The sequence below is a fragment of the Cyanobium sp. LEGE 06143 genome, assembly GCF_015207535.1.
In the GTDB taxonomy this organism is placed as follows: Bacteria; Cyanobacteriota; Cyanobacteriia; order PCC-6307; family Cyanobiaceae; genus NIES-981.
Map to the genome: position 1 here is coordinate 1 of NZ_JADEWP010000062.1, position 12,193 is coordinate 12,193.

Sequence of the window (12,193 nt, forward strand, 5' to 3'; positions counted from 1 at the left end):
CCCACCTGTTCGGCAGCGGCGAGAAGATCTCAATCGCCGTGAAGTTCGAGGGCATGGGCCCCAAGATCCTCGATCCGCGCCTGGCGCCGATCGAGCCGCTCTGAGCCGAGGCCTTGGACGTTCCCGGCATTCCTGCGGTGCTCTCGGCCGCCCTGGCCGCCGTGGCGAGGGACGGGGCGGCAGCAGAGCAGCGGCTGGCCCTGGTGGGGGGCGCCGTGCGTGACCTGCTGCTGCACCGGGTGCACAACGACCCCTGGCGCGGCGTGCCTGACCTGGATCTGGTGGCGGATGGGGCTGCAAGCGCCCTGGTGCGGCGGCTGGAGGCGGCCCTGCCGCCAGGGGCGCTGCGGGGGGCCCAGGAGCACGGGGCCTTCGGAACGGTGGAGCTGGAACTGAACCTCGACGGGCAGACGGTGCTGCTGGATGTGGCCACCGCCCGCCGCGAGACCTACCCGCAGCCGGGCGAGAACCCCAAGGTGGTGCCGGGCCTGCTCGCCGACGACCTGGCCCGCCGGGATTTCACGATCAACGCCATCGCCCTCGACCTGGCCAGCGGCGAGCTGCTCGACCCCCATGGCGGCCAGGCCGACCTGCAGCGGCGGCAGCTGCGGCTGCTGCACCCCCACAGCCTGCGGGATGACCCCAGCCGGCTGGTGCGCGGCGCCCGCTATGGGGCCCGGCTGGGGTTCCAGCTGGAGGCCGGCAGCCAGGAGCAGGCCCGTCGCACCCTGGCGGCCTGGCCCTGGGCCTGGCAGTCCGGCGAACGCCCTGGACAGGCGCCAGCGGCCCTGGGCACCCGGCTGCGCATGGAGCTGGAGCTGCTGCTGCGGCGGGAACCCTGGCCCCGGGCCCTGGCGCTGCTGCAGGACTGGGGTGGTCTGGCCCTGCTGGATGCCCAGCTGCAGGCCGATCACCACTGGCACCGCCGCCTGCGCTGGGCCCAGCGGGCCAGCCTGCCGCTGATGGTGGCCCTGGTGGCCGGGGCCGCCGATCCCCTCGCCCTGGCGGAGCGCCTGCAGCTGCCCCACCGCCAGCACCGCCTGCTGGCCCAGTGGCTGGAGTTGCGGGCCGCCCTGGCGGCGCTGGGCAGCGAGGCTGCGCCGCGCTCTGTGGCGTCCTGGTGTGCCGTGCTGGAGACCCCCGGGATCGCCCCCGAGGCCGTGGCGCTGGCGTTGGTCACGGGCATCGGCGCTCGTCGGCCGCTGCTGCGCTGGTGGCTGCGCTGGCGGGGCCTCCGGTCGCCGCTGGGGGCCAGGGAACTGATCGCCGAGGGGCAGGCGCCGGGGCCTGAGCTGGGGGAGCGGCTGCGGCAGCTGCGGCAGGAGCGGCTGGAGCAGGAGAGGCTGTAGTGGAAGATCAATAGTGGGAGATCGGTGGAATCCTGGGGAGACAAGCCACTGCCCCCCGTGGATTCATTCAGCGGTCGCCATCCCCGAACCGCAACCGAGGTGTTCTGGGTGTTCCTCAGGCTTGGCCTCACCTCCTTCGGCGGGCCTGTTGCCCATCTGGGCTATTTCAGGGCGGAGCTCGTCGAGCGGCGGCGATGGCTGGCTGAGGACCAGTTCGGCCAACTGCTGGCGATCTGTCAGTTTCTGCCAGGCCCAGCCAGCAGCCAACTGGGTTTCTGTCTGGGCCTGCTGCGCGCAGGCTGGTGCGGAGCTCTCGCCGCCTTTCTGGGCTTCACCTTGCCGTCAGCCCTGCTGCTGGTTGGGTTAGCAACAGCAATTCACGGCCTCAAATTGGTGGCCTGTGCGGTCGTGGCCGATGCGGTACTGGGCATGTGGCGGAAGCTATGCCCCGATACGGCCACACGCACCATTGCCATCCTCGCCGCAGCCAGTCTGCTTCTCGTAGGTGCAGCCTGGGCTCAGATCATCGTCGTCGGATTGGCGGCTCTGGCAGGAACATTCCTGCGCAGCGGCAGGGGCAATCGGGATGGAGGCGGCAGCGGTGACGGCGTCGCCATTCCCGTGCCGTACGGGACTCAAACCGGTGGATGGCTCATCCTGGCCTTTGCCGCGCTGCTCTCCGGCCTGCCGCTGCTGGCCATGGCCGGTGACGGGTTGCCTGCCGTGGCAAACGCTTTTTATCAGGCTGGAGCCCTGGTGTTTAGCGGCGGCCACGTGGTAGTGCCCTTGCTTGAAGACTCGGTTGTCGCCACCGGCTGGGTGACACCTGAGCAATTCCTGGCCGGCTACGGGGCGGCCCAGGCCATGCCTGGACCCATGTTTGCCTTGTCGGCCTATCTGGGGGCTGTGATGGGGGTGGGCAGCAGTCCCAGTGGGACGGCTGCCGTGGCCCTGGTGTTCATGTTCCTGCCAGGCTTTCTACTCGCCGCAGGCCTGCTTCCCTTCTGGCATGCCGTGTCGCACAGTGCCACGCTGGCCCATGCCATCGCCGGCATCAATGCAGCCGTGGTGGGCCTGCTGGGGGCCGCCCTGTATCAACCGGTTCTGGTGTCTGGCATCAAGGGACCAGGGGATGTGGCGATTGCCCTGATTGCCTTCGGACTGCTAGCCATCTGGCGCGTCTCCCCGTTGCTGGTGGTGGTCTGGTGCCTGCTTGCCAGGGCGTTACCGCTCGGGATCTAGGCCTTGGGCGCTGGACAGAACGACCGATGGGCAGACAAGGGCACCATTAAGGGTTTGCAGAAAAACCAGCTGAGCAGCCGCGTTCCCCCATCCAACGCGCTCACAACAGCTGATCGGAAAGGATTACGGCGGTTCAGCAAATCATCGGGCGCTGTCAACCGACAATGAAGTTGACCGGCGGCGGCGACAACCCTTGATCGCAATCAGGAAGTCGGCGCCCTGCTCCGCAAGGAAGAGAAAAGCGGGCGATTCCCGTGCAGGGCTTCCGCCTGCACCAGCACGTCGCTGAGCTCGATCTCGCTGAGAGGCCGTTTGAGGTCGGCTGTCTCGCTGCTCTCGTCAGTGGCATAGGTGGTCTGGGCAATCGCCACCCCCAGTTGGGGGGATACAGGCTTACCTGAGTAAAGAACGGCGCTGCGGCACCAGGCGCCTGATCGATCGAGCTGCGCGCTTCTTGCCGTCGCAGAAGAGAGTGTCAACGCCATTCGCCAGGGTGGACTGCCGGCTCCTCCACTGGAGCAGCAGGGTGATCAGATCAACAGCGTGGTCAGGCTGGCCATGACGGGAGAGTCGGGCATGGAAAAAGACAATTCCCGTGGCCCAAATCCCATGCCGAAAGAATCAGCCAGACCAATTTAGCCATGCAGTTAATCGACCCTGTGACCTGAGCAGGTTGCCCAGAGGCGTGACCAACTGGCAGGCTCCCGTGAACACCACCGAGACGAAACAACTGAAATCGGGCATTCCGGGCCGCTGAATCACCGAAATCCGCCCAATACTGCGAATAATCGGCTCGCGGGATGGGAAACCGCGGCCTCTCAGGCGATTATCCCGTAAACTCATAAGGACTGGTTCAGTTTTTAGGTCCACGTCACGACCACCAAACAAACCCCATGCAGGCAGCTCAGGCCAGAGCGCCTGTGACACACTTTGAAACACACCTGGTGAGCGGGCTGGCAGGACTGGTGATTGGTCTCGGCAACCACGTTTAAGATGCCGCGGGGTGTCCGTGCTGGCGCAACGCCCGCAGGGAAATCAGTTGCAGGTGCATAATGAKTTGATCTGAGTACTKGTYCCWTGACAGTCGGCAAACTTCTTTCAGGCACGGCGGTGGGGCTTCTCTTCGTCGGTATCCTTGTGCTGTTCACCGACGTGGATGTGGCAATGGTTCGCTGGTTCAACTGTGGCCCCTGGTCCTCCGAAGTGTCCCGTCAGGAATTTGAGTGCAGCTGATCGGTGGCCCACCTAGCAGCGGGGCACCCCTTCCATACACATCCCCACAGCCAACTTCAACACCTGTGGCGGCTCTCCCGAAAATGCGGGAGTCGTCGGTAGATCGATGATCGCCGTGTGAGCGGCTACGGAATATTTAGGGAATGCCGTCCGCACAGGTACCAGGGTAGACATGAAAATCCTCCTCACCTGCAACCAGCATTCCAGCGGACGTGCCTGAAGGGATACCCTCCAAAGCATTACAGGACCAGACAGCTCAGCTAGGAATATCCCTAGACTTGAGCTTATAATGCCTGGCGCGAGACCCGCCCGCGCAGATACCTGTGCAAAAGTGCGCAACCTGCATATCGGCACATCCCGCACGGCGACGACAACACTGCAGCAACATGTACTGAGCCACCTAAGAGGTGTTAGCCAGTTCACAAAGAAGCCTGGCCAGGGCATGAAGATAAGCCGGGCGGGCGGGAGAAACTTGCTTGCTCTTCTTGACCGGCAAGCTCAGTTTATGTCACAGCTGAAGACGCAGGAGTCTTCTAACGTGCTGATGCAGATTAGGCTCCTGGCTTACAATGCATTAATTCGCTCTGCCACCCACAAATAGAAAGCCTATAAAGCTCTTATTCAATACCTGGATGGGTTCTCAAAAGTTTATAGTGGGTCAGTATATATCTCCTGTGAAGGCCTCGCTGAAAGCAATAGCGCCTTAAATTGCGAAGACGGTTGCTACCTTGACTGCCCCCCCCGTTCGTGACTTTGCTTAGGGCTATTGGAGAGCTCGGCAGGCATGAACCAAGAATCGTTGCCTGCTTTCGCGATCCCATCCCACTACTTGCCTCCAGGTACGCGCGTTGTCTTCGTCAGCGCGCCATCAAACAGATGCTACATCTAAACATCAAAACATACATTCAGAATCAAGTTACGCTTGATAGACATCCTCCCTATCTATCAGCGTTTGCCAGCGCAGTCCACGCGAGATACTTACAGTTTCTTGAATCCGAATGCACAGTGACGGCTGTTGGCTTTCAGCAGCTCATTCGATCGAAAGATGTCTTCGACTTAATGAGAGTACCATTCCAAGAAAAGCTCTCTCTGGAGAGCCTTCCATTAGAGAATCACACAGTCTTTGACAAGCTGACAAAGAACTATGTCGAAGATCGCATACGTGATTCTCTAGGAGGTCATGGCTACCTATCGCTCATCAAGAGAAGCCAGCTATTTATGTAGCTTGCATTAAGTTCATGACTATCGAGCTTGTCCAGGACTCGTGCCACTAGGGTGACATTTGAAATCCAGCCCATCTGTGAGAGAATGGCCCACTGATCGCAAGCCAAGACTAGATTGATGGGCGGCAAACAGCTCGGCTTTTCTGATTACGAGCAGACGATCGCCAAGAAGCACACCAAGCGTGATAATTTCCTGGCGGAGTTGAAATCGGTGGTTCCCTGGCAGGCACTGATTGAGCTGATCAAGCCCTGTTGCCCAAAAATGAACAAGCAGGGCGGAAGGCCTCCGTACCCGCGGCCCACCATGCTGCGGATCCGCCTGATTCAGCAGTGATGCTGCTTCAGCGTTCCAGTAATGGAGGATGCCCTGATCGAGGTGCCGACGATGCGGCGGTTTTCGGGGATCGACCTCACAGCACCGACAAGCACCGCAACAAGACCTGGGTGTCTGAGACCAGTCCATGAGGGCACTTGGATCATCCGCCGCGCATTCAGCCTGCGGAACTGATGACGCCAGAGCTTCTTTGCCCCACCCCCTGCCCCTAGGATCCACCCAGCTGATCGCCCCGCTTGGCCGCTGTGACGCCCTGCCCAGTGGTGGTGGCCGTGCCAGCCCGGCTGGAGTCCTCTCGGCTGCCGGGCAAGGTTCTCGCCGACATCGCCGGCCGACCAATGCTGCGCCACGTGCTCGAGCTCTGCAGCCATGCCCGGGGGGTGGACCACGTGGTGGTGTGCACCGACAGCGAGCTGGTGCGGGAGGCAGCGGCCGCCTGGGGGTTTGCGGCCCTGATCACCTCTCCGCGCTGCAACAGTGGAAGCGAGCGGCTGGCCTCGGTGGTGGAGGAGCTGGTGGAAGCCGGTGGCGGCCTCGCCGCCGAAACCCTGGTGATCAATGTGCAGGGGGATCAGCCCCTCCTCGATCCCAGCATCATCGAGGCGATGGTGGAGCGCTTCCAAGCCCTGGGGGCTCCGCCGGTGCTGACGCCCGTGTACCCCCTTGAGGCCGCCAAACTCCACGACCCCAACGTGGTGAAGGTGCTGCGGGCCTTTGACGGCCGGGCCATCACCTTCTCCCGCAGTGCCATGCCCCATGTGCGCGACCTGCCGCCCGAGCTCTGGGCCAGCCGCACCATCTACTGGGGCCACGTGGGCCTTTACGGCTACCGAGCGGATGTGCTGGCGGGTTGGGGGGCGTTGCCGCCTTCGCCATTGGAGGAGCTGGAAAAGCTGGAGCAACTGCGGCTGATCGAGGCCGGCGTGCCGATCGCCACCTTCGTGGTGGAGCAGGACTGCTTTTCGGTGGACACCCCCGAACAGCTGGAGCAGGCCCGCCGGCTGCTGGCCCCCAAAGCCTGATCAGCCGTTGCCGTCTCACCAGCCCTTGTCCCGCGTCAAGCCCTTGGCTAGCCGACTTCATTGTCGGCGGATTCTCTGTTCGCGGTGGTGTTCCTGGTGGGGATGGAGCAGGGCCTGTTCCCCAGCTACCGCTCCATGGAGGATCCCTCGGCGATGGAGGAGGAACGCCGCCTCTGGGGCGGCATGCGCGAGCCGGCGGTGCTGTCAGTGTTCCTGGCGGAGTGGCCCCAGGAGCTGGTGCAGGGCGACATCCCCCGCAGCGGCGGAGCCGCCATCCGCCGCGATTAGCGGCTGGATCGCCTCACCCGGGTGGATCGCCAGGAGAGCCGCCAGGTGGTGGCAAAACCTGGGCGGTGGGGGATCGGCTGCGCCACAGCTCCTTCGGGGATGGGCACGTGACCCACCTGTTCGGCAGCGGCGAGAAGATCTCAATCACCGGGAAGTTCGAGGGCATGGGCCCCAAGATCCTCGATCCGCGCCAGGCGCGGATCGAGCCGGTGGAAAGGCCGTGGTCAGGTCGTGCGAATCCGCTGCAATAAGCTGAATGAAAACCGTGCTGGCTCCCATGAAGGTCGTTGTTGCAGTTCCTGCACGCTTGGAATCCTCACGATTACCCCGCAAAGTTCTCGCCAACATTGCTGGAAAACCGATGCTTCAACACGTCCTTGAACGCTGCCAGAAGGCCTCAACTCCAGATGCAGTAGTGCTTTGCACCGACAGCATTGAGCTACAGGAGTTAGCGCTAGAATGGGGATGCAGCGTTGTCATGACAAGTGCGGATTGCGCCTCAGGCAGCGAGCGGATTGCTTCTGTAGTCGATCATTTGATTGCCTTGGTTGATGGGGTCAGCAGCGATACGTTAGTCATTAATGTACAAGGAGACCAACCCTTTATCGATCCATGTGCTGTGGATTCAATGACCATGGAGTTTTGCTCCCGTCAGCCAACTCCGGATGTATTGACCCCCGTTTACCGGATGGCTGCTGAGCGGATTCACGATCCTGATGTCGTCAAGACACTGGTATCAGCAAATGGCAATGCCATATATTTCTCGCGAGCCGCGATTCCTCACGTCCGTGGAGTGCCGCCGAGCGAATGGCATGCACATGCTTCCTATTGGGGCCATGTCGGCATCTATGGCTACCGGGCCGATGTACTTCAGCGATGGCTAGATCTACCGTATTCACCTTTGGAGAAAGTTGAGATGCTCGAGCAACTTCGCCTGCTCGAAGCGGGCATCCAAATCGGCACCTTTCCCGTCGAAAGCGAATCTCTTTCTGTTGACACATCGGAGCATTTAGCCATCGCACGAAGAAAGGCGATTCACTACCGACCAGGACAAGAGATATAGTGTTGCTGCTGCACAAGGGTGATACCATGGCTGAAGCCCTCCCAGCTAACCATGACCCTTACGATTCCCGTATTCGTTGGATACGACATGCATGAGCGTGTGGCCATGAATGTTTTAATTGATAGTCTCTACCAGCACAGCAGCGTGCCGCTTGCCATCACCCCCATCGTGATGCGGCAATTACATGGTGTCTTCCATCGAGAGCGCAACCAGAAACAAAGCACAGAGTTTTCGTTCACCCGATTTCTTGTTCCCTACATGATGGACTATAAAGGCTGGGCAATTTTTATGGACTGCGACATGCTGTGCCGTGGCGATATTGCCGAACTGTGGGGTCTATGCGACGACAGGTATTCCTTGATGTGCGTCCAGCACGTCCACGAACCTACGGAGAAGACAAAGTTTCTGGGATCTATTCAGACGCGGTATGAAAAGAAAAACTGGAGCTCGCTTATGTTGTTCAATTGTGAACGCTGCCAGGCACTCACTCCCGAATATGTCAACACAGCCACTGGCCTTGCATTGCATCGGTTTGAATGGCTTGAAAGCGGGCAGATCGGCGCGCTGCCAGCCGATCGTTGGAATCATCTGATCGATGTACAGGCAGCTGCCGATGCTCCCGTCGAGCAAGGTGGGCCTGCGTTGGTTCACTGGACCTTGGGGGGACCCTGGTTCCGTCAGTACCGCTTTGGTGGCGGCAGACTGGCTACGGAGTGGTTTGCCGCCAGGGATGAGGCTTTTCGACTATGGGAGTAAGGCATTGGGCAACCGCATCGGTGACTGTCAGGGAAGGTGTCATTCCTTGGCTGCCATTCAGACGGCCTCGATTAAGGGTAGCGCGAGGATCGGATCGGGCTCCTCTGGTGGCTTGTTGATCCACACTTCTTCGGGTTGGCGCCAGCAGCGAGTGGATCGGCTCCAGCGTGTTGGATTTGCCCGGCGGGCTGTCTCGTAGACATCAGTTCGCTGCTGGCAAATTGCCGTGGCGGCTCCGCTGTGACGCTGATGGGGCGTGACGAATCTGATGCCGCTATGGCGGTGCCGGTGGTTGTACCAGTCCACAAACCCCGCTACCCACTCGCATGCCTCGTCCTTGCTGGCAAATGGCCGGCTCGGGTAGTCGGGCCGGTACTTGACCGTTCGGAACAGGGATTCTGAGTAGGGGTTGTCGTTTGAGACCCTTGGCCTGGAAAAGGATCTGAGCACTCCCATCTCCTCCAGCCGTGATTCCAGCGTTGCCCCGCGCATGGCATTGCCGTTATCGGCGTGGAGGATCAGTGGCGGCTGCTGGCACTGGTGGCAGCCAAAGCCCCTGGGCCGCCCAGGGCTGTTTCAAAGTCTTAACTCGAGCTTGGTTCTGGCTTTCTCGTCGCCATCGCCAGTAGCGCTTTGATGTCGTGAGTTACGGCCTGCATCCCGGCACGAATCGACTCAAAACCCGCCAGTCGCAACAGGTTCAGCGCTGCCGTTCGCAGCGTGGCCATGGCTCCAGCGCCATTGCCCCGGTACCGGTGGGCGTCTTCATGGAGCTGGGTGTCGCGGATCCAGTGCCAGCCCTCAATGCTCCAGCGGTCTCGCACCAGTTGCAGCAGAGCTTCTGGAGTGGTCCGCAGGCTGGTGAGGAATCGGTGCGTGGCATGGAAAGGCTTGTCCCCGCGGGTGCCGGTGGCTGTCACCTCCACGATCCAGCTGGTGCCGCTCCACTCTGTTCTGATGTGCTCCGGGGCCTGTTTGGCGCGGAGCGTCCAGGTGATTGCACGACCATGACCCTCCTCGAAAACACTTGCCTCGACAGGGATGTGGCGTTTCCCCTGGAACTGGCTCCTGATCTGGCGATGCAGTGTCTTCTGATTCCCCTTGACGGTCAGGAGGAAGTCGGCCCCCTGCTCCTGGAGCTGTTGAAAAACGGTTTCTGGGTGTGGAGGGCATCCGCCTGGATCAGCACCCCTTCGAGATCCAGCTCCCCGAGCAGTTGCCAGAGCACTGCCCGCTCGTGGTTCTCACCGGTGGCGTAGCAGGCTTGAGAGATCGCCACACCCAAGGCAGCCGAGTACAGCGTCACCTGGGCAATGAACGCTGAGCCGCCACCAAGTGTCGGCTCGATCGAGCCTCGCAGGGTCTTGCCGTCACACACCAGCTGATCGAGATCCGCTGCACCACCAGGGATCTGGGCGATTGTCCAGTCACGGATGGCCGCGCACAAGACCGCGACATCCACCTGCAGGAAGAAGTAGCGGAACGCAGAATCCGATGGGGGCCGCCGCAGTTCAAGACCAACCGACTTGGTGAGCGTGGCGTGATGACGGCGAGCAAACCGCTCCAGATCTCGCAAGCTTTCACAGCCGCTCAAGATGCCCAGCACCGCCACCAGCAGCAGGTACCAGGCCGGAAGGCGCACCCCACGCCGCATTCGCGCATCCGGAATCGCCTTGAGGAAGCTGATCAGATCAAGATCAGTTGCGGCAGAGGCGGTTTCGGGCACAAGGAAGGGGCGATACCACCGACCAAACCCCAGGCAGGCTGCTCAGGCAAGAGCGACTGTGACACACTTTGAATCAGCCCTGCTGGGCCGCCAATAGCGCTCCTTGAGGCAGGCCCGCTGCACCAGATCCGCCGCGATCTGGGCCGTCTCCACCTCGGCCACATCCCAGGCCACCACCTTGCGGCGCCAGACATCGACCACCAGATAGAGATACAGCCACACACCCCGCACCGTGGTGGGCAAAAAGCTGATATCCCAGCTCCAAACCCGGTTTGGGCCATCCGCCCTGAGGCGCGGCACGGAGCGCGGTTCCTGCGGCAGCCGGGCCCGCCCGCGGCGGTGGCACTGCCCTGCCTGGTGCAAGACCCGATAGAAGCTGCTCTCGGAGCCGATGTAGAGCCCCTGATCAGCCAGCGCCGGCACGATCTGTCCCGGCGGCAGCGAGGCGTACTCCGGCTGGTTGCAGGTGAGCAGGATCCGCTGACGTTCTTCCTCGCTCAGGCGGTGAGCGACATCGCGGAGGCTGCCTTTACGGCGATCCTCGCCGTCCCCATCACCCAGAAAGGCCTTCCGCCAGCGCTTGAGGGTGCGCAGGCAGATACCGATCTCACCGCAGGCGCTCACCAGGCCGGCGCCAGCTGCATTCGCCTCGCCCATCAGCTCAGTCACCTTCCGCCGGCACGCGGAGCTGGTCAGCCTTCCCCGTCCTCCGAGCAGAAGGCCTCCCACTTTTTTCGCAGCACCAGCAAGGCCGCCGCCTCCGCCAGGGCCTTCTCCTTGCGCTGCAGCTCCTTCTTGAGGGCCTTGATCTCCCGCTGGTCCTGGGCGCGGAGCTTCTCGAGCTCCTTCTGCTCGGCCATCGTCAGCACCGGCTTGGCGTTGGCATCCTGAGCCGCCTGTCGCCAGCGGCTCACCTTCTCAGGGAAGAGCCCCCGCTCGCGGCAGTAGGCGCTGAGCTCGGTGGTGTTCAACCCGGCCGTCTCCAGCACCACCGTGAACTTGTCGCCAGCGCTCCAGCCTTCTGGTTCCTTCTCGGATGCCGGCACCACCTCTCCCTGCAACCGCCAGGTCTTCCTCCATTTGTAGAGGGTGATCACGTGGATGCCCAGCTCCTCGGAAATCCGGGCCACGCTCTGCCTGTGCGGCGGGCTCATTCGCCTCCTCACATCAGCCTTGACGGCCTCGCTGTAACGACGCATTGGTCATGACCTCAAGCCCCCGGGGTGTACGGATCAGAGGAGTGACATCTTTCCTGAAACCGGGGGGCTGAGGACGCCAAATGCAGGCCAGTTCATCTGGATAGACTTTGAGCCTACTGACATCAACGGCGTAACATTTCCAACAAAAGCTACTCAGACCAAGGATCAACCATCATCTCGCCTTTCCTCACGAAAGACTCAGAGATTCAAGAGTGATCCCATCTCAACAAAGTGCCTACGACAACCACCACACAAGGCCTTCAACAACCCTAGAACCCGTCACGAACTTCCCCGGCCACTGCAAAGATATCTCCAAGGATGTCATTGTTTATGCATGTGACGTCAGATATCTCAAGAAAGGAATTCAATTCCATCTGGCTACCAAGAGATACTGGCATCCAAAATACCAGCCAATTATCTTCGTGCTCTCAGATGACCACTCTCGGCTGGAGCTGAATTCGATCAAGAAGAAGGCAGAGTCAGCTGGCATACTTCTTTGTACATTTACCTGCCCAGGCCTGGCAATAGATGACAATACTCCGGCCAACAGTCAAGTCCTGATTAACTACCTGAAATCCGCCCGATATTCACTGGCTGCAATGATTATGTCAAAGTGCTCTAAGGAGGCTCTGGAAAACCCGAGCCATCCGCGCGAAAATATCCCTGTAATCGCAGGCGCGGACTGGGTTCATGGGCAGCAAGCAGCTCGGATTCGGTGATTACGAGCAGACCACGGCCAAGAAGCGCACGAGGCGCGA

The 12,193-nt window shown here is 61.2% G+C and carries 11 protein-coding genes and 2 pseudogenes; 8 read left to right on the plus strand and 5 right to left on the minus strand.

Going from position 1 to position 12,193, the window contains the following annotated elements:
- Positions 1 to 113: 113 nt before the first annotated feature.
- Both IQ216_RS06175 and chrA read left to right on the plus strand, forming a co-directional pair.
- Positions 114 to 1,349 (plus strand): CCA tRNA nucleotidyltransferase, encoded by a 1,236-nt coding sequence (locus tag IQ216_RS06175; RefSeq protein ID WP_193814777.1) that lies wholly within the window; start codon positions 114 to 116, stop codon positions 1,347 to 1,349.
- A gap of 57 nt (positions 1,350 to 1,406) precedes the next feature.
- On the plus strand, positions 1,407 to 2,591 hold the full coding sequence (chrA, locus tag IQ216_RS06180) for a chromate efflux transporter (protein ID WP_370566633.1): 1,185 nt from the start codon (positions 1,407 to 1,409) through the stop codon (positions 2,589 to 2,591).
- A gap of 203 nt (positions 2,592 to 2,794) precedes the next feature.
- On the opposite strand, the gene IQ216_RS06185 is transcribed toward chrA, so the two are convergent.
- Positions 2,795 to 2,962, minus strand: coding sequence for a hypothetical protein (locus tag IQ216_RS06185; protein WP_193814778.1), 168 nt, complete (start codon positions 2,960 to 2,962; stop codon positions 2,795 to 2,797).
- A gap of 2,203 nt (positions 2,963 to 5,165) precedes the next feature.
- Here IQ216_RS06185 and IQ216_RS06190 point away from each other — a divergent pair.
- From IQ216_RS06190 to IQ216_RS06210, 5 genes and pseudogenes are all read left to right on the plus strand, one after another.
- A complete protein-coding gene (locus IQ216_RS06190; protein WP_193814779.1) occupies positions 5,166 to 5,381 on the plus strand; it encodes a hypothetical protein in 216 nt (71 codons plus the stop codon).
- A gap of 245 nt (positions 5,382 to 5,626) precedes the next feature.
- Positions 5,627 to 6,403 (plus strand): 3-deoxy-manno-octulosonate cytidylyltransferase, encoded by a 777-nt coding sequence (kdsB, locus tag IQ216_RS06195; protein WP_193814780.1) that lies wholly within the window; start codon positions 5,627 to 5,629, stop codon positions 6,401 to 6,403.
- A 78-nt stretch (positions 6,404 to 6,481) separates the two neighbouring features.
- A pseudogene (locus IQ216_RS06200) lies at positions 6,482 to 6,942 on the plus strand (AAA family ATPase); the annotation flags it as partial.
- A 17-nt stretch (positions 6,943 to 6,959) separates the two neighbouring features.
- Positions 6,960 to 7,754, plus strand: a complete 795-nt coding sequence (gene kdsB / locus IQ216_RS06205) for a 3-deoxy-manno-octulosonate cytidylyltransferase (RefSeq protein WP_193814785.1) — start codon at positions 6,960 to 6,962, stop codon at positions 7,752 to 7,754.
- Positions 7,755 to 7,805: 51 nt separating this feature from the next.
- The gene (locus IQ216_RS06210) at positions 7,806 to 8,510 is read left to right on the plus strand and encodes a glycosyltransferase (RefSeq protein ID WP_193814781.1); all 705 of its coding nucleotides are present in this window, start codon (positions 7,806 to 7,808) and stop codon (positions 8,508 to 8,510) included.
- Positions 8,511 to 8,567: 57 nt separating this feature from the next.
- Here IQ216_RS06210 and IQ216_RS06215 read toward each other — a convergent pair whose 3' ends face one another.
- The 4 genes and pseudogenes from IQ216_RS06215 to IQ216_RS14175 all read right to left on the minus strand — a co-directional run bounded on the left by IQ216_RS06215 (position 8,568) and on the right by IQ216_RS14175 (position 11,390).
- A complete protein-coding gene (locus IQ216_RS06215; RefSeq protein ID WP_370566634.1) occupies positions 8,568 to 9,002 on the minus strand; it encodes an integrase core domain-containing protein in 435 nt (144 codons plus the stop codon).
- A 92-nt stretch (positions 9,003 to 9,094) separates the two neighbouring features.
- Positions 9,095 to 10,236, minus strand: a pseudogene (locus tag IQ216_RS14680) (ISAs1 family transposase).
- 42 nt (positions 10,237 to 10,278) lie between these two features.
- Positions 10,279 to 10,905, minus strand: a complete 627-nt coding sequence (locus tag IQ216_RS14170) for a helix-turn-helix domain-containing protein (protein WP_370566635.1) — start codon at positions 10,903 to 10,905, stop codon at positions 10,279 to 10,281.
- Between the two features lie 23 nt (positions 10,906 to 10,928).
- A complete protein-coding gene (locus IQ216_RS14175) occupies positions 10,929 to 11,390 on the minus strand; it encodes a helix-turn-helix domain-containing protein (RefSeq protein WP_255510584.1) in 462 nt (153 codons plus the stop codon).
- Between the two features lie 257 nt (positions 11,391 to 11,647).
- On the opposite strand from IQ216_RS14175, the gene IQ216_RS06235 reads away from it, so the two are divergent.
- Entirely contained in the window at positions 11,648 to 12,154 is a 507-nt protein-coding gene (locus IQ216_RS06235) for a hypothetical protein (RefSeq protein WP_193814783.1), read from the plus strand.
- Positions 12,155 to 12,193 lie beyond the last annotated feature (39 nt).